The sequence below is a fragment of the Vibrio chagasii genome (assembly GCF_024347355.1).
GTDB lineage: Bacteria > Pseudomonadota > Gammaproteobacteria > Enterobacterales > Vibrionaceae > Vibrio > Vibrio chagasii.
The window spans coordinates 162,434-184,709 of the sequence record NZ_AP025466.1; the positions used below are offsets into that span (position 1 = coordinate 162,434).

At 42.7% G+C, this 22,276-nt stretch carries 19 protein-coding genes; 12 read left to right on the forward strand and 7 right to left on the reverse strand.

Translation table 11 applies throughout. The annotated features are described in order from the left end of the window. The first annotated feature begins 6 nt into the window (after positions 1 to 6). Complete coding sequence (locus OCV52_RS16655) at positions 7 to 1,017, forward strand: Solitary outer membrane autotransporter beta-barrel domain (RefSeq protein WP_137407390.1); 1,011 nt, start codon at positions 7 to 9, stop codon at positions 1,015 to 1,017. A gap of 94 nt (positions 1,018 to 1,111) precedes the next feature. On the opposite strand, the gene OCV52_RS16660 is transcribed toward OCV52_RS16655, so the two are convergent. Then, positions 1,112 to 2,353: a GGDEF domain-containing protein gene (locus OCV52_RS16660; RefSeq protein WP_137407389.1), complete on the reverse strand. Its 1,242-nt coding sequence runs from the start codon at positions 2,351 to 2,353 to the stop codon at positions 1,112 to 1,114. 395 nt (positions 2,354 to 2,748) lie between these two features. On the opposite strand from OCV52_RS16660, the gene OCV52_RS16665 reads away from it, so the two are divergent. The 9 genes from OCV52_RS16665 (at position 2,749) to OCV52_RS16705 (ending at position 11,449) form a co-directional block, all read left to right on the forward strand. Beyond that, positions 2,749 to 3,117: a late competence development ComFB family protein gene (locus OCV52_RS16665; RefSeq protein ID WP_008224142.1), complete on the forward strand. Its 369-nt coding sequence runs from the start codon at positions 2,749 to 2,751 to the stop codon at positions 3,115 to 3,117. 39 nt (positions 3,118 to 3,156) lie between these two features. Beyond that, on the forward strand, positions 3,157 to 3,438 hold the full coding sequence (locus OCV52_RS16670) for an HlyU family transcriptional regulator (RefSeq protein ID WP_008224143.1): 282 nt from the start codon (positions 3,157 to 3,159) through the stop codon (positions 3,436 to 3,438). Positions 3,439 to 3,829: 391 nt separating this feature from the next. Continuing rightward, a complete protein-coding gene (pntA, locus tag OCV52_RS16675) occupies positions 3,830 to 5,377 on the forward strand; it encodes a Re/Si-specific NAD(P)(+) transhydrogenase subunit alpha (protein WP_137407388.1) in 1,548 nt (515 codons plus the stop codon). A gap of 10 nt (positions 5,378 to 5,387) precedes the next feature. Further along, on the forward strand, positions 5,388 to 6,785 hold the full coding sequence (gene pntB / locus OCV52_RS16680) for a Re/Si-specific NAD(P)(+) transhydrogenase subunit beta (protein ID WP_061030932.1): 1,398 nt from the start codon (positions 5,388 to 5,390) through the stop codon (positions 6,783 to 6,785). A 277-nt stretch (positions 6,786 to 7,062) separates the two neighbouring features. Continuing rightward, on the forward strand, positions 7,063 to 8,535 hold the full coding sequence (gene vxrA, locus OCV52_RS16685; RefSeq protein WP_137407447.1) for a sensor histidine kinase VxrA: 1,473 nt from the start codon (positions 7,063 to 7,065) through the stop codon (positions 8,533 to 8,535). After that, entirely contained in the window at positions 8,510 to 9,169 is a 660-nt protein-coding gene (vxrB, locus tag OCV52_RS16690; RefSeq protein WP_061030933.1) for a response regulator transcription factor VxrB, read from the forward strand. Before vxrA ends, vxrB begins: the two co-directional genes overlap by 26 nt. Then, complete coding sequence (locus OCV52_RS16695) at positions 9,169 to 10,056, forward strand: DUF2861 family protein (protein ID WP_137407387.1); 888 nt, start codon at positions 9,169 to 9,171, stop codon at positions 10,054 to 10,056. The genes vxrB and OCV52_RS16695 overlap by 1 nt, the downstream gene beginning before the upstream one ends. 50 nt (positions 10,057 to 10,106) lie before the next feature. Beyond that, a complete protein-coding gene (locus OCV52_RS16700; protein ID WP_137407386.1) occupies positions 10,107 to 11,255 on the forward strand; it encodes a conjugal transfer protein TraF in 1,149 nt (382 codons plus the stop codon). A gap of 41 nt (positions 11,256 to 11,296) precedes the next feature. Further along, positions 11,297 to 11,449 carry a YoaH family protein gene (locus OCV52_RS16705; protein WP_008224757.1) on the forward strand — a complete coding sequence of 51 codons (153 nt, stop codon included), beginning with the start codon at positions 11,297 to 11,299 and terminating at the stop codon, positions 11,447 to 11,449. 674 nt (positions 11,450 to 12,123) lie between these two features. On the opposite strand, the gene OCV52_RS16710 is transcribed toward OCV52_RS16705, so the two are convergent. From OCV52_RS16710 to OCV52_RS16720, 3 genes are all read right to left on the reverse strand, one after another. Beyond that, positions 12,124 to 13,389 carry a GGDEF domain-containing protein gene (locus OCV52_RS16710; protein ID WP_137407385.1) on the reverse strand — a complete coding sequence of 422 codons (1,266 nt, stop codon included), beginning with the start codon at positions 13,387 to 13,389 and terminating at the stop codon, positions 12,124 to 12,126. A 1,340-nt stretch (positions 13,390 to 14,729) separates the two neighbouring features. After that, on the reverse strand, positions 14,730 to 15,041 hold the full coding sequence (yciH, locus tag OCV52_RS16715) for a stress response translation initiation inhibitor YciH (RefSeq protein WP_137407384.1): 312 nt from the start codon (positions 15,039 to 15,041) through the stop codon (positions 14,730 to 14,732). A gap of 3 nt (positions 15,042 to 15,044) precedes the next feature. Continuing rightward, positions 15,045 to 15,413 (reverse strand): DUF3319 domain-containing protein, encoded by a 369-nt coding sequence (locus OCV52_RS16720; RefSeq protein ID WP_102425134.1) that lies wholly within the window; start codon positions 15,411 to 15,413, stop codon positions 15,045 to 15,047. 100 nt (positions 15,414 to 15,513) lie between these two features. On the opposite strand from OCV52_RS16720, the gene OCV52_RS16725 reads away from it, so the two are divergent. After that, positions 15,514 to 16,482: a tyrosine-type recombinase/integrase gene (locus OCV52_RS16725; RefSeq protein ID WP_137407383.1), complete on the forward strand. Its 969-nt coding sequence runs from the start codon at positions 15,514 to 15,516 to the stop codon at positions 16,480 to 16,482. Between the two features lie 111 nt (positions 16,483 to 16,593). Here OCV52_RS16725 and OCV52_RS16730 read toward each other — a convergent pair whose 3' ends face one another. After that, positions 16,594 to 17,589, reverse strand: a complete 996-nt coding sequence (locus OCV52_RS16730) for a D-alanine--D-alanine ligase (protein ID WP_137407382.1) — start codon at positions 17,587 to 17,589, stop codon at positions 16,594 to 16,596. A gap of 179 nt (positions 17,590 to 17,768) precedes the next feature. After that, the gene (locus tag OCV52_RS16735) at positions 17,769 to 18,332 is read right to left on the reverse strand and encodes an SPOR domain-containing protein (RefSeq protein WP_137407381.1); all 564 of its coding nucleotides are present in this window, start codon (positions 18,330 to 18,332) and stop codon (positions 17,769 to 17,771) included. A gap of 216 nt (positions 18,333 to 18,548) precedes the next feature. On the opposite strand from OCV52_RS16735, the gene OCV52_RS16740 reads away from it, so the two are divergent. After that, on the forward strand, positions 18,549 to 21,233 hold the full coding sequence (locus OCV52_RS16740) for a bifunctional acetate--CoA ligase family protein/GNAT family N-acetyltransferase (protein WP_137407380.1): 2,685 nt from the start codon (positions 18,549 to 18,551) through the stop codon (positions 21,231 to 21,233). Here OCV52_RS16740 and OCV52_RS16745 read toward each other — a convergent pair. Continuing rightward, a complete protein-coding gene (locus OCV52_RS16745; protein WP_137407379.1) occupies positions 21,222 to 22,109 on the reverse strand; it encodes a LysR family transcriptional regulator in 888 nt (295 codons plus the stop codon). The two genes, OCV52_RS16740 and OCV52_RS16745, sit on opposite strands and share 12 nt — an antisense overlap. Between the last annotated feature and the right edge of the window lie 167 nt (positions 22,110 to 22,276).

Sequence of the window (22,276 nt, forward strand, 5' to 3'; positions counted from 1 at the left end):
AACGACATGCCACAATCAAAGTCATTTTCTATGGCTAATTCGCGTTGGACACTGATTGTCCCTGCGCTTTGTTTGATTACCTCACCTACGGTTTCAGCCAACGCTTTGTCAGATGCATTTCGCAAGGAGCTAGAGCAGCGTTTTGCGACCAGTGTATTACTCAACGATACCGATGTTTTTACTTTTGGTATTAATAACTTCGATCCAAATGAAGTTTTTAGTTTAGACAATGAAGATGTTGGCTCGAATGATTCGGTAAGTCGCCGTCAAAACATCACATCTCTCAGTCTTCCTTATACCTTTGAGCTGCCCAACTACATTGAAGACAACCATCAAGAGATAACGTTGCGCTTATCAGCATTGCGTATCGAGAACGACGTTGAATATGCAGCGACGATAAAAAGCGATTATCAAAAAGAGTCTGTGGTTTCTGGTTACGTCGAGTTTGCTAATGTCTCTCAATTAAATGAGTACTGGAGCTTTCATTCAGGTATTGGTAATCATATCTCTTATTATCGCAACGACTTTGAATACCGCTCGTCACTACTTGAGCCTATTCAGGACCAATTGGATGGACTTTATTACAACACAGATGCGTGGGCATATATCATAGAGCCAAAAATTAAGCTGATTTTTGAAGATAAAAATCCCTGGGGGAGATACAAACTGAGTACCAGTTGGCACTATTTTAATGGTGTTGGTTGGGGAGAAGCTAACAACGGCGATGTAGGGAACCCGGAAGGTTGGTATATCGCTAACGAAGCTAAGATCTTCTACGATCTCGTGCGTTGGGATAAAAACATTACATCGATGTATTCGAGCATTAGAAGAATTGATATCGGTGGGGACAGCGTGGAGTCGATGGGGACGACCTCGTATTATGAGGGCAGTGTAGGTTGGTTGCTGAACCCCAACTTATTCAATGAATGGGTTGATAATGTAGGCATCGGTTTTACGATCAACTACGGGAGTAGCTTAAAAGGTGGTAGCCTCGTTCTGTTCTTCAACCAAGACTAGTTGCTTGCTGTTTAAAGCGAACTGCATTTAGCACCAAATATCTAATTAACCAAAGAATCATAGCCAAGCACGTATAGAGCTTGGCTTTTGTTTTTTAGCTATGAATACAGAGTTTGTTGCGGCCCGTCTTTTTGGCTTTGTACAATGCTTGATCGGCAAGCTTCAATACTTCTTCAGGGTGCTTGGTGGTTGTACTGTCTGCCAATCCAATACTCACTGACACATTGACAATTTCAGATGCTTGACCATTTTTACCACGCTTTTTGATGCCTTCATCATGATCATCAGGTCGCTCTTTTGTGTTACGAATTGTCATATCGTAGTCGTGCACTTGTGAAACAAGCGATTCCAGGTGTTCTTTGACTTGCTCGGTATGTTTACCTTTGAAGATGATCGTGAATTCCTCTCCACCATAACGATAAGCTCGAGCGCCACCTGTCGTCTCTTTTAAGATGCTCGCCACTAATTTCAACACGTCATCGCCAATGTCGTGCCCGTACGTGTCATTGAACTTCTTAAAGTGGTCGATATCGACCATCGCCATTGAATACTTGCGCCCTAGATGCTTCATATCGACTTCTAAGGCGTGACGCCCTGGAATGTTTGTTAGTTGGTCATTAAATGCCATATCGTGGCTAGCAGACATCACATAAACAATGATTAAAGTGCCTGACAAAGAAAACATCGTGCTCGATATGTACTGAACATCGAAAAAGATAAAGGTACTCGACGCCAGCAGGATCGCACTATACACAACCACATCGATTGAACGGTTGTAGACCAGAACCAAAATCGAAGTTAAACCCAATAAACACAGACTATATAAGACTAAAACGAAAGGCAGTTTAGAAAAGTCTCTGACGGTGAAGAGGATGCCTTCGCTCCATGATTCAAAACCTCCGGCATGAAAATGAGAAACGATAAGTTGCGCCCACACCACAAATAACACCAATACCAGAGCATACAAGAACATTGACTTAGAATTCACGCCCGTATCTGGGAAGGCGTACACAAGTAGGCAGGTGACAGGCACTAATGCCGCGAGTAGAGAGAGCTCTAATAGTGTCGTTCCGGTATTTAATGGGGTTTGCAAACGAACTTGGATTACAAAATAGGCGACAAGCATGGTCACTGACACCATGGCCATGCGCCCTTGCCTGAATGTATGGCATAGCAATACCGCAACGCTTAATAGAATATACGGAAGGTTGCTAGCAAACCCTAAGTTTGAATCCGTCACCAGAATGACGTTGTTCATACCTGCAAGTAAAATTGCTAGAAGGAGTAAAGGGAAGCAAAATCGAAACATGCTCGACGTTACAAAAGAAGATGCCATTTATGTGGTGAGCCTAACTATAATGATGATCTTATTAATTAATACTATACGTAGGATACGGTTAAACAAGCGATTGCCAAGCATTTTGCTTAAACGAGAGTGAAAACATAGTCATAGGTCGCTATTGGTGCAACCGCTTTTATATGTATTCAGGTTGCTATTAACTACAGAACGAACTACACAGTATATATGAGAAATTAATTAGTCGTTATAGATACTTAACAAAACCTATGTGGTTAATACTTAAGGGGCATATTCGATTTTAAAACGGTTTAATATTTGTTTTAAAATTGACCGACATAATGCTTTAACAGCCAAAACCAACCAGGTTGGCATGACGTCTAAGGCAAGGTTGAAGATTAGATCTTACATAGAGCTACAAACGGAGGTGTAGTATGCAAATTAGTGTGGATGTACATAACTATATGGAGACGCTGGTGGGCCATGTATTGTCTACCGAAGAATACGTGTCTAGTTATACAAACGAGCAGTTGGCTGATCTCGCATGTTTAGCATTAGGTCAGTTAAAACCTATCTATATTCGCTTTGATATCGATTTCCTTTCGGCCTTACCAGAAGATAAATTGGTTCTGTACAAAAGGAATAGTGAGATCGCGGTCAAAAATGCAGAAAGTATGATTATTGACGACAGACGACGCGATCGTAAGGACAATGTGCCCGTGATCTTTAGTCAACACAATTTTGATGATGACGTAGAATTGCAATGGTATGAAAAGCCATTGTTGAACCGTAAACAGTCATGATAGGTTAGTATCAGTAACGTCATTTAAGGAGTAAAAAACGTGGGATTCTTTTCTAGATTATTTGGTGGCAAAGAAAAAACCGAACAAAAAGTAGAGATTGAGCCAGTCGAATATAAAGGGTTCAATATCTATCAAGATGCCATTGCTGAATCTGGTCAATACCGTGTTGCCGGGCGTATCGAGAAAGAAATTGATGGTGAGATTAAAAGTCATCGTTTTATTCGTTCAGATGTTGTTTCAAACAAAGAAGACGCCAACGAATTGATGCTCAAAAAGTCGCAAATGTTCATCGACCAAATGGGCGATAGCATATTTAGCTAACCAATTAGGGTTAGATTTGATGCTAGTCATAATTTAGAGAGCTTTCAGTGTATATGCTGAAAGCTCTTTTTAGTTTTAGGGACAAAGAGCAGCTAGTCGGTTGTTATTAAAAGGATTATTGGCAAGTGGTTTGACCTCTTTATTCGAGAGGGGCATCATTTATCTAAATTAAGTGCTCAAATTCCATCCAAATCGTTATAAGTAATAACTTTTCCTGTTCTTTGAACAAAACGCTTGAAGTATTAGTTGTCGTTAGATACAAACGAATAAGTCATTGTACCAATTGTTAAAGTATCGCTATGCAAATTGGTGTAGCCAAGTGCGCTTACGATCTCTTTAATTTGCCTTTGGTAAGAATAATAATCACAAATTGATACACAAGGAGTCTAATTTGTTGATAGGTGTACCAAGAGAAACGCTCGCTGGTGAAACGCGAGTCGCTGCATCGCCGAAATCGGTCGAACAGCTTCTAAAGTTAGGGTTTGAAGTTTGTGTTGAATCACAAGCAGGTGCGCTAGCAAGTTTTGAAGATTCAGCTTACGAACAAGCTGGTGCAAAAGTTGTAAGCGCAGATGAAGCTTGGAAATCCGATATTATCTTTAAAGTTAACGCTCCAATCGTTGATGATACTAAGAATGAAATCGACCTACTTAAAGATGGCGCAACATTGGTCAGCTTTGTTTGGCCGGCTCAAAACCCGGAATTAATGGAGCAGCTCTCAAGCCGTAATATTAATGTTATGGCAATGGACTCTGTGCCTCGTATTTCAAGAGCTCAAGCGCTCGATGCACTAAGTTCTATGGCCAATATCGCGGGTTATCGTGCTGTTGTTGAAGCGGCGCATGAATTTGGTCGATTCTTCACGGGTCAAATTACAGCGGCAGGTAAAGTTCCACCAGCGAAAGTATTGGTTGCTGGTGCGGGTGTTGCTGGCTTGGCGGCAATTGGTGCAGCTGGTAGTTTAGGTGCCATTGTTCGTTCATTCGATGTTCGTCCTGAAGTTAAAGAGCAAGTGGAGTCGATGGGCGCTGAGTTCTTGGAAGTGGATTTTCAGGAAGATACAGGCGCTGGTGATGGCTACGCAAAAGAGATGTCTGACGCGTTCAACAAGAAAGCGGAAGAGCTTTACGCGGTTCAAGCAAAAGACGTTGATATCATTATTACTACAGCACTGATTCCGGGTCGTCCTGCGCCTAAACTTATCACCAAAGAGATGGTCGATAGCATGAGCCCAGGCAGCGTAATTGTGGACCTTGCGGCAGCAAATGGTGGGAACTGTGAATACACGGTTGCGGATCAAGTGATCACAACAGAGAATGGTGTGAAGGTTGTCGGTTACACCGATATGGTTGGTCGTCTACCTACTCAGTCTTCCCAACTGTACGCGACTAACCTAGTGAACTTACTGAAACTACTTTGCAAAGAGAAAGACGGTAACATCAATATCGACTTTGAAGATGTTGTACTTCGTGGCGTCACAGTCGTTAAAGAGGGCGAAGTCACTTGGCCAGCTCCACCAATTCAAGTTTCTGCTCAACCTCAACAGGCTAAGCCAAAAGCAACGAAACCTGAGCAAAAAGTTGAAGAGCCTACTTCGCCAGTTAAAAAAGCGGCAGGCATGGCCATTGCGGTTGGTGCATTCGCTTGGATAGCTTCGGTGGCTCCTGCTGCGTTCTTATCTCACTTTACCGTTTTTGTTCTCGCTTGTGTGGTGGGTTATTACGTAGTTTGGAATGTTAGCCATTCTCTTCATACGCCTTTGATGTCTGTAACGAACGCGATTTCAGGGATCATTGTGGTGGGTGCGCTATTACAGATTGGACAGGGAAGCGGCGTCGTGACTTTCCTGTCGTTTATTGCCGTTTTAATTGCAAGTATCAATATCTTTGGTGGCTTTACCGTGACCAAACGTATGCTTGAAATGTTCCGTAAAGACTAAGGAGTAACAGATGTCTGAAGGATTAGTACAAGCAGCTTATATTGTTGCTGCTGTATTCTTTATTATGAGTTTGGCTGGACTATCGAAGCAGGAATCTGCACGTGCAGGTAACTATTACGGTATTACGGGTATGGCAATCGCGTTGATCGCGACGATCTTTGGCCCTCACTCTGCGGGTATTGTGTGGATCATCATTGCAATGGTGATCGGTGGTGGTATTGGTATCCACTACGCAAGAAAAGTAGAAATGACCGAAATGCCAGAGCTGGTGGCAATTCTGCACAGCTTCGTAGGTATGGCAGCGGTACTTGTGGGTTACAACAGCTACATCGATCCACCGGCGGCTGTGTCACTTAACCCTGCTGATATTCATGCAGAGCACGTTATCCACCTAGTGGAAGTGTTCCTTGGCGTATTTATCGGTGCTGTGACGTTCACAGGTTCGATTGTTGCGTTTGGTAAGCTTCGCGGCGTTATCTCTTCGTCTGCACTGAACATTCCTCACAAGCACAAATGGAACCTAGCGGCTATCGTGGTTTCAACATTACTTATGATCATGTTCGTTAAAGCAGATGGCAGCATGTTCGCACTGATGGTGATGACACTTATCGCGTTCGCATTCGGATACCACTTAGTGGCGTCGATCGGCGGTGCAGATATGCCAGTGGTTGTTTCTATGTTGAACTCGTACTCTGGTTGGGCTGCTGCGGCGGCAGGTTTCATGCTTGCAAACGACCTGCTTATCGTAACTGGTGCACTGGTTGGTTCGTCGGGTGCGATTCTGTCTTACATCATGTGTAAAGCAATGAACCGCTCGTTCATTAGTGTTATTGCTGGTGGTTTTGGTCAGGAAGTACAAGTGTCTGAAGGCGATGAAGATCAAGGTGAACACCGTGAAACTTCAGCGGAAGACGTGGCTGACATGCTTAAGAACTCTAAGTCAGTAATCATTACTCCTGGATACGGCATGGCAGTAGCTCAAGCTCAGTACCCAGTGCATGAAATTACTGAAAAGTTGCGTGCACAAGGCGTAAACGTTCGCTTTGGTATCCACCCAGTAGCCGGTAGGTTACCGGGTCACATGAATGTACTGCTTGCTGAAGCAAAAGTCCCTTACGATATCGTTCTTGAAATGGACGAGATCAATGATGACTTTGACGAGACAGATACTGTATTGGTTATTGGTGCGAATGACACCGTAAACCCAGCAGCTCTGGAAGATCCAAACAGCCCAATCGCTGGCATGCCAGTGCTTGAAGTTTGGAACGCTCAAAACGTTATCGTGTTCAAGCGTTCTATGAACACGGGTTACGCAGGCGTACAAAACCCTTTGTTCTTTAAAGACAATACACAGATGCTGTTTGGCGATGCTAAACAAAGCTGTCTTGGTATTCTAGAGCACCTATAGAGGTCGGTTCTAGAAACAAAAGTAAGGAGCTCAATTGAGCTCCTTTTTTGTGCCCACAGAGTGCGGGGAAATAGTGCGAATGTGAGAGAACATGAGCGCACTAATTGCTTCCCATAGCGACGATGAAATGGCTTAGCTCTAATGCGTTAGACTAGTACATCCGCTCGCTTTGAGCGCAATCAAGTCAATTTAATGACAGTTAGTCGTCATTCTTGCTGTTTTTCATGCGGTTAAAATTTATCTTTGAAAGCGAATGGTATATATTTGTTTGATCTATATGAATTTGCGCTGGTTTGTGATCATCAAAAGAACATTTACTCTTCTTATCGCTACGTTATCAGTATCAGTAAACGCGTTTGCTGATTCTTTGCCTGAGCGTATCGATAATTTCACCAAACTATTTGATCATGAAACGGCAATCGAATCTTATGATATTCGATTGCTTCAGGCTGATTATCCGACACGTTTGATCACGCCTTCTTCAATGCTGCCGCAAACAGCAGAGTACCCATTAAAAGATATTCAACGCTTATACCAGTTATCAAAAACCTGTAGCGGTAAGTTGCCGTTAAGCCCATTAATAACGGAGCCTTTGGTGTTTACACGTGCGATGTGTAAAGGCACTAAGCTATCTGACCGTTGGTTTAGCCGTAGCGGTCTGATTCACCCAGGTGGTGGCTCTTATGCAGCACGTTACGTTGAGAAATACCCAGAAAAGTTCGATGCGCTAAAACGCTTTATGCACATCCAAGAGCGTCCAAATACTGAACAGGATGAACTGCTATCTCGTTTGCAGCAGATGGACAATGAAGCCATTACCGCGCTTCTGGCTGGCGCAAGCATGTTTGTTGAACTTGATGAAATGTGGGTCAAACGGGGCGACAGATATTACCTATACAAAGAGTCTGACTGGCATGAAAATGCGACGTTAGCAGGGTTGTCGTTCAGCTTATCTTCAGAAGGTAAGAGCTGTTTCGTCCAACGTGGTAATGTGTGTTGGGAAATTGAAGATCACTCTGAACTGCTTCAGGTCGCAATGTTCATCTTGGTGATTGCCAACATCATGCTTGTGCTAGGTTGGGCGATATACCGTTGGAACAGTAAGAAACAGGAATTGAAGAGTCGTATGTTGGTTCTTCAGATCTTAACGCACGAACTGAGAACGCCGATTGCGAGTTTGTCATTGACTGTTGAAGGGTTCAGGCGAGAGTTCGAACACTTACCTGAATCGGTATATGATGAATTCCGTCGACTGTGTGAAGATACACGTCGTTTAAGACAGCTAGCAGAGGCAAGTAAAGACTACTTACAGTCAGACAATCAACCACTTGCAACAGAGTGGGTACCAAGTGTACAAGAGTGGTTAGAGTACAAAGTTGAAGAAGATTTCGCTCCTGGAATCGAGCTACGAATCAACCAAGATATTGCTGCGAAAGTGAACGTATATTGGTTAGGAACCTGTATCGATAACCTGATCAGGAACGCTGTTAAATACGGTGTCGCACCAGTGATACTAGAACTGAATACTTCTGACAAGAAGCTGACATTCAAAGTTATAGATAATGGAGACTTGTCCCGCAAAGACTGGGGGCAACTAAGAAAGCCATTCGTTAGTAAGAGTGGACTAGGTTTAGGTCTGACGATAGTAGAATCTATGGTTGGAAAAATGGGCGGTCACATGACGTTAATCGGCCCCCCGACAACATTTATTTTGGAGATACCTTGTGAAACAGACATTGCTTCTCGTTGAAGATGATAAGAATTTAGCTGATGGCCTATTAGTTAGCCTAGAGCAAGCTGGGTATGAATGTTTACATGCTGAACTGATCTCTGAAGTTGAAGGCTATTGGGAACAAGCGGATCTAGTTATTCTAGACCGTCAACTTCCTGATGGTGACTCAGTAGACTCACTTCCAAGCTGGAAGAAAAAGAAAGATATTCCTGTAATCTTGCTGACTGCACTGGTTACGGTAAAAGACAAAGTAGCGGGCCTAGATTCAGGCGCTAACGACTACCTAACGAAGCCATTCGCAGAAGCAGAGTTGTTTGCTCGTATCCGTGCTCAACTTCGCCTACCAGATGCTGAAGAGCAAGACGCGTCAAAAGTTATCGCTCAAAACCTTGTTATCGACAAGGCAACACGTGAAGTGTTTTTTAATGAGCAAGAAGTCACGTTAACACGTACTGAGTTTGATCTTCTGCTGTTCTTGGCAAGCAATCTTGGCCGCGTATTTACACGCGACGAACTGCTTGACCACGTTTGGGGTTACAACCACTTCCCAACAACACGTACAGTAGACACGCACGTTCTTCAGTTAAGACAGAAACTGCCAGGTCTAGAGATTGAAACGCTACGTGGCGTTGGCTACAAGATGAAAGCGTAATGAAAAAAGCTTTACTTCCACTATTAATACTGTCGAGCGTGGTTAACACCGCGTACGCCACAGATTGGTTTAAGAGCAGCGATGCTCTCACTCAAGTGCATAAACATTTGTTGGATAATGATCTACCGCAGATGTTTGATTCTCTAGTGGAAGTTTGGCAAATCAATGTTTCTCAATCTCGAGAAGAGCACCTCAATGAACTGTTCGACCAAGCGTTGAACAAAGATTGTGGTAAAACCCTCACTAAGAAAACGCTACCGGACTGGATTAGCTCGGTTGTTGTTAAGAGACACATCATCCAAAGCCCAGGTCGAGACACATTTCGGGTTTCAATTGATGTCGAATCTGAACAAGAAATCCAAAACATCACCTTCGAAAAGTGGGTAGATAAAGTCGTTTCTTCCGATAGCGAGTTCACCAAAGAAAGCGAAGTGGTTAACAACGCCTCGGTCAGTTTGTACCGCAAGCGCTATAACTTAGCGTCACAGCTCGATTCTGGCTTGTATCGCCTGAACGTAAAGGGCGAAGGGGGTAACTCTTGGAGTACATGGATCATTTTGGGTGAAGTTGCCATGCGTCAGCAAGTACGCTGGGCTTCAAAAGATACGTGGCGAATAGATAAGAAAGACCTGCTTAACCCATACTGTCCGCTTCCTAAGCTAGAAATCGGTTTGTACGATTATGTCAACGAGCGCTATGAACAAGTGTGGGGTAAGAGCTATGAATCGGATTACCCGATGAACCTGACAGGCGAAGATCTGCCCAATGACCGTTATGTTCTGGCGGTTTCTATGGTGCATTCGCGTTGGCAAGGTGACATAGCGATAGAACAAGCACAAACTATCAGTAAAACTTATGATATTTCTAGCGAAGAAGAGTTAAAGTAATTTAAAATTGTGCCGTTAACTATGTAAGGGATCTAACAAAGATAAACGGCATGAAAAAAACTACTAAACTACTCGCAGCGTCAATTGCATTCGCCAGTCTTCCTATTTCAGCAGCAAACTACGCCATTGAAGCGCGTGGTGATGCAATGGGTGGTGTTGGTGTTGTTTCTGCAAACTTCCTAACCGCTCCATTCTATAACCCAGCATTGGTTGCCATTTACCGTCGCAATGATGATATGGGTATGATTACACCTAGCTTTGGTGGTAATTATAATGATCCTAACGATATGAAATCGAATATCGATAGTGTCATTGACGCTTCAAATACTGCAGACTTAGATGCCGCTCTTAACAAACTTGATGGTAACCAGGCGAACGTAGAGCTTGGTGGTGTTGTGGCGTTCGCGCTACCTAACCAATTTGTTGCTGCAAACCTATTTGCTAAAGCCTACACAGAATCTTTTGCGACACCTGATGTTTACACAACCGGTTCCGATACGGACAAAGTTGAGTTGTCTACTGTTGAAGCGGTTTCAATTGGTGTAGCTGAAGTTGGCCTTTCTCTTGCTAAATACCAAACCTTTATGGGCCAACACATCTCTTTTGGTATTACTCCTAAGATTCAACGCATCTACACATACAACTACATTGCATCGGTTAACGATTACGATCTCTCTGACGTAAGAGAAAACAGCAATGGTGAAACTGCATTTAACATGGATGCAGGTGCGCTTTGGTTCTTCGGACCGTTCCGAGTAGGTGTTGCTGCAACCAACTTGTTCTCAAGAGATATTGAGACGAAAGATACAACCCGAACGTTAACTAGCAGCACAAGTGGTGCCACTCACCAAGTTGGTGGTAAATACGCTTATCAGCTTGAGCCAGTTTACACTGTAGGTGCGGGTATCGTGTCTGACTACTTCTCGTTAAGTGTCGATTACGATTTGAATGAAACTGAAAAGTTTACTTCGTTTGATGACAATGAGCAGATGATTCGTGTTGGTACTGAAGTTGACCTATTGCGTCAAATGCAGCTAAGGGCAGGGTACTACAAGAACCTCGCTTACTCTGATTCAGAAGGGACCATCACAGCGGGTATCGGTTTGTCGCCTCTTAATTTGTTTCAGTTAGATCTAAGTGCTAACTACACAAACGAAAATGCAATGGGTGCATCTATCAATTTCCTTGCTAGTTACTAACAGTCCTTATATAGTTCTGCTCCTAAACAAAGGAGCAGAGCATGCTAAACGACTTACCAACCCTTTCTCACGAAGAGCAACAGAAAGCTGTTGAGCGAATTCAAGAAATGATGACCCAAGGTGTCAGCACAGCACAAGCTATCAAAATCGTTGCTGAGCAAATTCGTGAAGAAATGAGTAATAAAGAAGAGTAGGGCATTAGCCCTTCTTTTTTACGCGTTTAATGCACTATAACTAAATATATTACACTGTAGTATATTCTCTCGTTCATACCAACACTTTATTCGTCCTGAATTTTCACCTATCCAAAACGCTTAAGTTAAGTTTATTCAGTAAGTTACATCAGAGTAATCAACTTTAAGGGCTTTTTGGGGTTTCTAACTGTAATTAAATTACAGTAAGATCTGAAAGTTAAACAACTGGCATGTCCGGTGTCAGCATTTATGTCACCAGGCATGGGTTGTTCAATATTCGAGCTTTTTCAACGATCGTGACGCTGTGAATTCAATTCTTAGCGAATAGATTAAGGTAAGCCTCATGAGTAAGGTTTTGTGGTTTGAATGTGGGAGTGTTTGTTACAAGCACCGATATTAAGATATTCAGCGACAGATCTGTGCATCTATCGCTGTTTAGACTTAAATACGCATACTTCAAGTGCAGCAGAACGCATTAGCTGAGGGGGCTTTAGTACGTCAAATACAAGGTTTGTGTTGAGGTGGATAGTGATTTATTTAAGTGTGTGGTTTGAACTTAAAACAAGTTGGTTCACAGCCACTAGAGTGAGCAGGTAGATTAGAAGACTTGCCATGCAAAAGTGACGAGCATTAAGGGACTTAGATACGCGCAGGTGAAAAACGAAGAGGTGGAATCAAAACGTCACGACTTGTTTTCGTCCGTTGTTCTTTGCTTCATACAGTGCTTTGTCTGCTCGTTTGATTGCAGAACGTATAGACTCATCCTGCTTAAGCTGTGTGACACCAGTAGAAGCTGTCACAGTTAACCCGTTCGGCCATGCCTTTGTGTCCATTTCAAGGTATAAGTTATCGATTGATTCGTGACACTGTAGCGTTGTTTGTTCTAGACAAACAAGTAGAAACTCCTCACCGCCCCAGCGATAAAGTAAATACTGTTCACCAAGGGTTTCGTATGTGGTAGCGACAAACTGAACGAGAACTTTGTCGCCTATTTCATGGCCGTGTTGGTCGTTGATTTGTTTGAAATGGTCTAAGTCAAACAACGCGACGTGAATCATTTTTCCTTGTTGTGCTAACCATTCGAAATCATAGAAGGTATCTAGCGCTTCGGTTCTGTTTCTGCAGCCAGTCAACGGATCTGTTGTGGCCTTTACCTTTAACTCTTCAATCTCTTGGGTTAGATGGCGTTGTTGCCGTGCTAAGCGCCTTTTGTTTCGTCGAGCGATATGTAGAGCACAACAGACATAGTAGACGGCATATATTACCCATAGCCCAACTAAAAGCTCACCGAGTAAAGCCTTGCTGATGATTTTACCGTGGAACACAATGCTCGAGATATTAAGTGAATGATGTCCAGCAAGCGTGCTAGCACCAAGCCCGAGTTCAACAGATACCGCGTTCGTGATGTCTACCGCGCTATCAGAGACAGGGCGGTTATAATGATCAATCCACCAGAAAGGGACATTGAAGTAGCCTAAGTCAATGTGGCTTGCGTCAGGTAGCGAGAAGTCTAAGCGATTGAACTTGTTAGACATGGCATCGCCTTTCACACTATAACCTTCGTTGTAGTTCCGAATGTAGAAGCGAAATCTTGGGTTTTCTTGTCCTTTGTAATCCATGTTAATGGTTACCGAGTCGTACGTAGAGAGATCTAACCCTTTTCCTTCTTTCGATATAACGAATTCAACCTCACAGAAAGGCTTGCTGTAGATTCGCTTAAAGTCACACTGTAACTCAATTCCGCTGTTTGATTGATATAATGAGGCCACCGTACCGCCATCATGATCTCTGTCTGTATTGGCGAGTGTAGGGTATTTGTCTGGACTAATGACGTAGCTCTTGTTCATTAGTTTATCAAAAGAGACTAGCGACAATAGGGTGATTGCCAAGCAAAAAATCGAGAGGAATATGTTGAGTTTGCGGAATGCTTTGGCGCTCATGATGTTAATCCGTACACGTGATTCGAACCTAATACGAAATGCCTTAGAGTTGGCGTAATCGAAGATTAGAGTATTAGTATCGTTGGAATTGCTATACCTAAAACTGTTCTAGAAGTGACGGTTATACAGCAAACTGCGCCATTAGACCAAGATGAAGTTTAAAAATTGAACTCAGAGCATTGATTTTGAATGTAATTTACTCAGCAAGTACCGTTTTTACGGGTAGATAAATTTAACTGTATAAATATACAGTTAAATTTTGAGTGGATTTGTTTGTCGTGATTAGAGCGAATCTACGTCCTTTATGAGCTCGCCAAGTAGCGGACCATCAGCAAACTGTTCATTAGTTCTAATTCAACAATGTTGCACTGTCACTTTTAGGGTGTGTAACTTTAGTGAGTAAGTAGAACGTATGAAGATAACCACTAAACAAACACCTGAATTGTTGGCACTTATACACGATCGGAGCCCGATTTTTGTAGATTTGAGCGCTGGTCACGTTGAACATAGAGCTAATAGCTAGTGATAAACGAGATTTGGTAATGGCTAGGTTAAAGATCTTAAGTCTCCGCAGGTTCATAGGTACAGGTAGTACGAAGCGCAGTTTGCCAAAGAGTGTGCTCAAACCTGTAGACTCAAATGTGCTCGTAGATAGCTTTGGTATAGGCGTCTCCGCTGTTAAAGCTTGAAACAACCAAGCGCAGGAAGCATTGCATCACAATGGATAAAATTAAGTACGTAGATTTTGTTATGTAGTTGAAGCATTCGTGTATGTTAAATCTGAAAGCACAACAGCAGGATAACTTACAAAGTTTGCACACAGGAATCTTTAGCCATTGTTGTAAGTTAGGAGGAATTAAACGTTTTAAAAATTCAGTGGTTAACATCAGATGAGAATTTCTTTTTCGTGAACAAAGCAATGCAATGGTTCTAACATTAGAAATTGGGTTAAAGGCGACTTGAACAGGTGCGCTGGGTTTAGAGCCTATAAGGTTGTTTTACTGGCGTAATGAAAATGGTGTGAATTATATGGAGCTAACGTGTATCCAAATTCAAAAGTGCTTAAACGAATGAAACTAAGCAGCGCGTATGTAAAATCTGCCAGGAATAAGGCACTGAACCCCCTCAGATTTTAATGTTTATTACTGCGTATTATGTACGTTATGTTAAATTGAATTCGTTGTTTACAAGGCAGGACTCTTTGTGTGATGCCCTGCCTTTGTATAGTGTCGGTATTCTTTAAATTATACTGTGTATTTAACCATACTGGTTATTTACCATAAAATACCTAATATCCAGTGATAATAATCTTCGATTTTACCCCTGATATTAGTTAGAGATTAACCGCCAGCAAATTTAACTTTATAGCCTTTCTTTTCAAGGTGCGCTTTGATCTTATCGCGCGCGTCGCCTTGAATTTCGATGTTGCCATCTTTTACTGAGCCACCACAGCCACAAACTTTCTTTAGTTCTGCTGCCATTAATTTTAATGGCGCGTCATCTAGATCTAAGCCAATTACCACAGAAACGCCTTTGCCTTTACGGCCTTTGGTTTCTTTTTGGATTCGAACGATACCATCGCCTTTTGGACGTTGGACTTTCTCTTCTTCAGGTTTAATACGACCTGTTTCTGTTGAATATACAAGGCTCATAATTTACTTCTTTTGTTGCTCGGCTTTTTGTTTAGCGATTAAGTAAGCTTCGATATGACGCTGTATTGCCGTTTTCCCGCCTTTGATAAGACGGCCGTTAAACATGCAATACCATGCGTTGGGTTCACCAGTGTCATTTTTGATTTGGTAACCATTGAAATTTTCAGTTTGGCCACCAGTCCCTCTAGACTTACTTAATGCTGTGAACTCTTTTGGGTCAATAATAGATGCAGTATCAATCCACCAATCGATACTCTTTTTTACGGCTGCTAAGTTACCTTGAATAACGTGGTTTTTTAATTTAGTACGCCAAATTGTGTTTGTGGAATCGGTCGATTGCAGATGGATCCCACGGTAAATTGAATTAGCCATATCAATTGATCATCTTTTTGTTTTCACTGCATTAATCATAAGTATACTAATAACGATAGCAAGCATAATATGGCAAAAACACCTGTCGAGGTACGGTAATTTGAGAAAAAATGTCCCTATTTTAACGGACTCTGCGATAATCAATTCGTTTGTTGAAAAATTAAACAGAGAAGCTTCGATTGATGTTATCGACGAGTTAACAGGTTATCAATATTCTCGTAATTCACTGTTGGGTATCTACAGTGACTGGAATCGCTACCATGCTTTCTGCACCAAGCTCCGCATCAATACACTCCCTGCGTCAATTACTGCAGTTCGTCGTTTTTTAGAAACTGAGTCTAATAATAGAAAGTTCGCGTCATTAAAACGTTACACTGCAACGCTTAGCTTGTTACATACTGTGTTTAACTTCCCCAACCCTATTAAGCATAGGCAAGTTCGCTTCACCCTGCTCCATTTACAAGCTCAAATGGCTGGTGACGCTAAACAAACAAACGCGATGACATCTTCACACCTTAGTCAATTAAACACCTTGCTTGCACATGAAAAGGCAACGCTAAAAGAGATCCGTGACATAGCGATTTATAACGTAATGTTCGAGTGTGTTTTAAAGCGCTCGGAACTTAAGTCATTATCATCGAGCGATGTTGAGAGTGTCGATGGTGTTTATGAAATCGCGATCAAAGACTCGCTTTACAAGCTTTCACCAGCTGCAAGTTCTTCACTTGAACGTTGGCTCAGTTTTACAGGGCTCGAAGATGGGTTAACTCTGTTTCGGGCAATTGATAAGCATGAAAATATTGGCCTTCAACCACTAGATGATTCATCAATCTATAGAATACTAAGGCGTGCTAGTGACTTACTCGGTTTGGCAGAAAATCATCACTTTTCAGGGAATTCGATACGAGTTGGCGCGGCGCAAGAGCTTTCTAAACAAGGGCTAAAGATAAGAGAGATTCAGGACTTTGGACGTTGGCTTAGCCCTGCAATGCCGGCCCAGTATGTAGGTTATTTGAATACGGCTGAAAGTGAAAAAATGAAGTTTAAGGCACTAACACCATGGCAGTAAGACATTGCAACTAGTCAATAGATTGAAAAGACGGAAGTAAAAAAGCGGCTTGGGAGTAATCCAAGCCGCTTTTTATTGTGAATTGGTTATACGAAACCTCAGAAAATCCCCTTAAGAAAGGCTGGTTCTTACGCAGTTTTCTAGGAACTGAGCGAACTTATGTCCGTTGTGTTCAACCATTTTAGGGAACATCGAAATTGGTGTCATACCTGGGAAGGTATTAACTTCGTTTAGGTAGATCTCGTTATCCTGCGTTAAGAAGAAGTCGATGCGAGACAAGTGGCGAAGCTTCATTTGTGTAAACACTTTGCGAGCGCTGTCCGCAATCAGTTGACGTTGTTCATCAGTAAGATTACTTGCTTCAACTTCTGTGATCGAGTGGCTATCTGCGCTGTATTTTTCTTCGTAAGAGTAGAATGCGCCATTCGGTGCAATCACCTCGCCTGGCTTGCTGATGTGCAGCTGGCCGTCGATTTCGTAAGCCGCAACTTCCAGCTCTCTTGGCACCACTGACTTTTCAACAAGCACTTGATCTGAATAAGTAAATGCTTTGTTGATCGCTTCACTCAAGTCTTCCATTTGATTGACTTGATAACAGCCAACAGAAGAGCCTTGGCGTGCCGCTTTCACGAATACTTTGCCCCACTTTTCAAAAGCTTGAGTTGCTTGTGAATGTGCTTCGTCTGTATTGTCAGATAGGAATAGATATGGCGTGTTTGGAATGCTCAGTGCGTCATACCAAAGCTTTGACGTAATTTTGTTGAAGCTGTTATTGCTAGCTTCAGAACCACAGCCTAAGTACGGGATTTTCGCCATTTCGAACAGTGATTGGATATCACCGGTTTCACCTGGGAAACCATGAATACATGGAACGATGAAATCAACTTTTGATTCTAGATCATCACCACGTAGCGTTTGATTATTGATATCAAGATATACTAATTCGCCCGAATCTAGACACCAGCCTTCGCTCTTAATCTCAACTCTTACAACGTTAAAGTCTTCAACGCTCTTAAGTTGATCAAAAAGGTAATTGGCTGAAACTAAAGACACTTCGTGCTCTGAAGATCCACCGCCGCATAGTAGAAGAATGTTTGTGGTGTTCATGGGTAAATTCGGTCCTTGAAACTAGGAATACTGACTTCAATGATAAACAAAAGTCGAAATAGGTACAGTGTTTTGATTGTTAAAATTGCGTCCGAAAGAACGAGCGATTAACTATTAGACAAAACGGTTCGTCTTAAAACAAAAGAAGGAGCATTTGCTCCTTCTTTATGATTCAAAACTTAGTTTAACTTGTTAAGCGTTGGGTATTCAGAGTTCTTGATGTCATCAATACTCTTCACGAATGGCTTCAAGTTTTTAAGTGAACTCGGTAGTGTTGAGATAGCCTTTTTCGCTTCTAAACGCGTTGCGTAGTCACCGTAAAGTACCGTGAACCACTTAGTGCCGTTGACCATCTTGTAGTTTTCCCAAACTGGCTGAGAAGTCGTTGGTAGCATTTTCACGAAAGAGTCGACTTTGCTTTGGCTGCCAACCGCAACAACTTGAACTGTGTAACCAAAACGCTGGTTCATGTCTTGTTGCTTCTTAGTTGGACCTTTCACTGCCGCAACTGCCTTAGCCTGAGTTGTTTGAGTGACTTTCTGCTCAACAGGTTCTGTTCTGATAACGTTAACAACATTCTCTTCAACAACGCCTGATTGCTGTGATTGAGACACAACTGGAGCTTCAACTTTGGCAGTTTTGTACTCTTCTTGATAACTATCTGAAGTCACATCCGTGATGTAGTTTTCAGATACACACGCAGCCAAGAGCAGTGGCAAAGTCGCAATTGCAATTTTTTTCATGGAAAGCTCTATATCCTTAATAATAATTACTATAAATCATGCCGATACGTCGGTTTAGAATCAAGTTAACTTTGAGATTATACACCATTAGTGGGTGACCTATTTCACAAACTTAATGCAGTGTTTGCTTATTCATCTTAATTCGGTGAATTTGCCATCAACCTGTCATCGAAAAGTAAGTTACGATGAACCTACGTGCATTGCTAGGATATGTCTATGAATCATCTTGATCCCCTACTGAAACCCCGTTCGATTGCCGTTGTTGGTGCTTCTCAGCGAGAAAATCGAGCAGGCTACATTGTTATGAATAATCTTTTGCATGGGGATTTTAAGGGGGCGGTAATGCCAGTTACGCCCAAATATGATTCGGTGGCGGGTGTACTTTCCTACAAAAACATTTTGTCGCTCCCGATCGTCCCTGATCTTGCGATTCTTTGTACCAACGCGACTCGCAATATAGCTATCTTTGAGGAGTTAGCGGAGAAAGGCATTGCGTCTGTCATTGTTCTATCTTCAGACATGCAACAGCCGATTGATAACGGTGAAACATACGATTCAAGATGCCTAGCGATTGCGAAAAAGCACAATATAAGAATGCTTGGTTCAAACAGTTTAGGCGTGATAATCCCTTGGCTTAATCTCAATGCATCCTTCTCTCCTGTTACCGCACTACCCGGCAAGATTGCGTTTGTTTCTCAATCTGCAGCGGTGTGTACCACGATACTTGATTGGGCGAATGATAAAGAGATCGGTTTCTCTGCTTTTATCTCAATTGGTAACGGCACGGATATCGAGTTTTCTGAACTGTTGGATTACCTGAGTACCGACTCCCATACTGAAGCGATATTGCTTTATGTAGATAGCATTAAAGACGCACGACGTTTCATTTCAGCTGCCCGAGCCGCCTCACGTAACCGGAGAATACTAGTGTTAAAAGGTGGCCGGACCGCCAAAGGCCGAGCTGCAGCAATGGTACATACTGGTGGTGCGGATACGCTCGATATTATTTACGACTCGGCTATCCGTCGTAGTGGCATGCTGCGAGTTAAGAACCTGCACGAACTGTTTGCTGCCGTAGAAACTTTGACTCACTCGGTCCCATTACGTGGAGAGCGACTGGCGATTGTCACGAATGGTGGTGGCCCTGCGATTATGGCTGTTGATACGTTATTCGAACGTGGCGGCAAACTCGCTGAGTTATCGGAAGAGACGCTTGAAAAGCTTAATAAAGTGCTACCTTCAAGTTGGTCACATAGCAATCCTATCGATATTGTGGGTGATGCAGGTGATCAACGTTATATTGATACGATTAACACACTGCTCGATGGTGATGAGGCAGATGCTATTCTCATCATGCATAGCCCTTCTGCTATCGCACACTCTGCTCAAACTGCTGAGCGCATCATCGAAGCGATTAAAAAGCACCCTCGCCATAAGCGATTCAATATTCTTACCAATTGGTCTGGTGAGCTTACGGCAAGGCCTGCTAGAAAGCTGTTCACTGAAGCTGGTATTCCAACCTATCGAACACCAGAGAGCTCTGTTGTCGCATTCATGCACTTGGTCGAGTACCGACGCAACCAACGTCAGCTTATGGAGACGCCAACCACGGCTGAGAAAGTCCATATTGAAGATTTAGCCGATGCCAGAAATTGGATAGAACGCCAATTACTGGATAAAGATACAGTTAGCCTTGATACCCATCAAAACAGTCAGTTTTTCAAACACTTCAACCTAGATGTGCTGCCTACTTGGATCGCTTCAGATCCTAGTGAAGCGGTACATATTGCAGAAACGATTGGTTATCCTGTCGCAGTTAAACTCCGCTCACCAGATATCGCGCATAAATCTGACGTTCAAGGCGTAATGCTTAATTTAAGAAACAGCAGTGAAGTCGCAAATGCGGCTCAAGCGATTCTTGATCGTTCTCAATTGTCGTTTCCTACAGCACATATTCATGGCTTGCTGGTACAAGGCATGGCGAAACTCGCAGGCGGACAAGAGCTTCGCGTGAAAGTTACAACCGATGAAACGTTCGGCCCTATTATTCTACTCGGTCAAGGCGGTTCCGAATGGGATGAGTCGATTGATGCGGCAGCTGCTTTCCCTCCGCTTAACATGACGCTGGCTCGTTACTTGATCATTCGAGCGATAAAGAGTGGCAAGATTCGCTTACAAAAGCTCCCTAATCCTATTGATATAGAAGGCTTGTCTGAGTTGCTGGTTCGTATTTCTCAAATGGTGGTTGATTGCCCTGAAATATACGATCTGGATATACATCCAGTACTTGCGAATGGCGATAAGTTCACGATATTGGATGCCGATATCATATTGAAAGCTTACGAGGGGGATCCACAAGAAAGACTGGCGATTCGCCCATACCCTGTAGAGCTTGAAGAACGTATCCAGTTAAAAGATGGCACAGAAGTACTGCTACGCCCTATTCTTCCTGAAGACGAACCACTTCATGCCGACTTCATTAACCGAGTCTCAAAAGAGGATCTCTACAAACGCTTCTTTAGTGATGTGGGTGAATTCAATCATGAAGCGTTAGCTAATTTCACTCAGATTGATTTCGATAGAGAGATTGCTTTTGTTGTGGTGCGTGAAGAGCAATGCGTACCGGCAATCATTGGCGTGTCTCGGGCTTTGATCAACCCAGAGAATACGGATGCCGAATTCGCGATATTAATTCGCTCTGATCTTAAAGGCGTAGGTTTAGGTCGAATTCTTATGACTAAGGTTATTGATTACTGCCGTGCCAAGCAGACTAAACAGATGTCGGGAATGACGATGCCAACCAATAGAGGAATGCTGACACTAGCTCAAAAACTTGGTTTCAAACTAGACATCTGTTTTGAAGACGGCACGGCAGATATGGTGCTTCCGTTACTTGAGTGACCATGTTTTTTTAAGGTGTTGTATGCACCATGATTTGGCGTCGCCCATTTTATTGCGTCGCCAAGCCATAACGATGTCGATTGGCTGGGGTTCAGTACCTTCGATCTGCTTTAAAACACCAGATTCAATTAATGGACTAGCAACACTACAAGGTAATGTGCCAATACCTAAACCGTTGGTTAATGCTTCGACTTTTGCCGGAAAGCTTGTCACCGTTAAACGCGGCTGCTTCTCTAATATATTGATGCTTAATGCTGGCTGATCGCGTGCCGTATCTGCGATCGCAATCACCCTGTAACTTTCTCTAGCCTTTTGGTCAAAATCGCCAGAACGCTTGTGAACATAATGATTGGATGCTGCTACCCAAACCATTTCCATTTTACCAATCACGTCACTTTTTAGGTCATTAGGAATAGTATCGACTTTCGGGCAAACAAGAAGGTCGGCGCGGCCATCTGAGAGTGACTCCCAACACCCCGCTAAGATCTCCTCTTGTAAACGAACACGCGTTTTACTGATTTTCCCTAGCTCATCGACAAGTGGGAAGAAATTAGCAATCGGGATAATGCCATCAAAAGCGATAGTTAAATCCAACTCCCACCCATTAGCTAGAATGCTTGCTTCGTTGACGAGCCTTTCTGTCGCACCAAGAATCACCCTACCTTGTTCAAGTATCAATTGACCGGCCTCTGTAAAGTTTGCGCGATGGCCAGAGCGGTCAAAAATCATGATATCTAAGTCTTGTTCAAGCTTTTGAATTTGGTAGCTGAGTGACGAAGGCGCGCGGTCCATTTCATTTGCTGCAGCAGCAAAACTTCCACGTCTATCGATGGCGTCTAGGATGTGTAACGCTTCAAGTGTTATTGGGCTATGCATCAGTTTTCTACTTTCTAAATGAGATTTTGATCACAAAAATGGAAGCATTCACCAGGTGAATGGAACCATTAAAGGTCGTTTAATACAATGAGTTATACGGTTTGTCCGAGCTTTTAATGATAAAAACACAAATAAATTGAAATGCAAATAATAGTAATTATCATTTA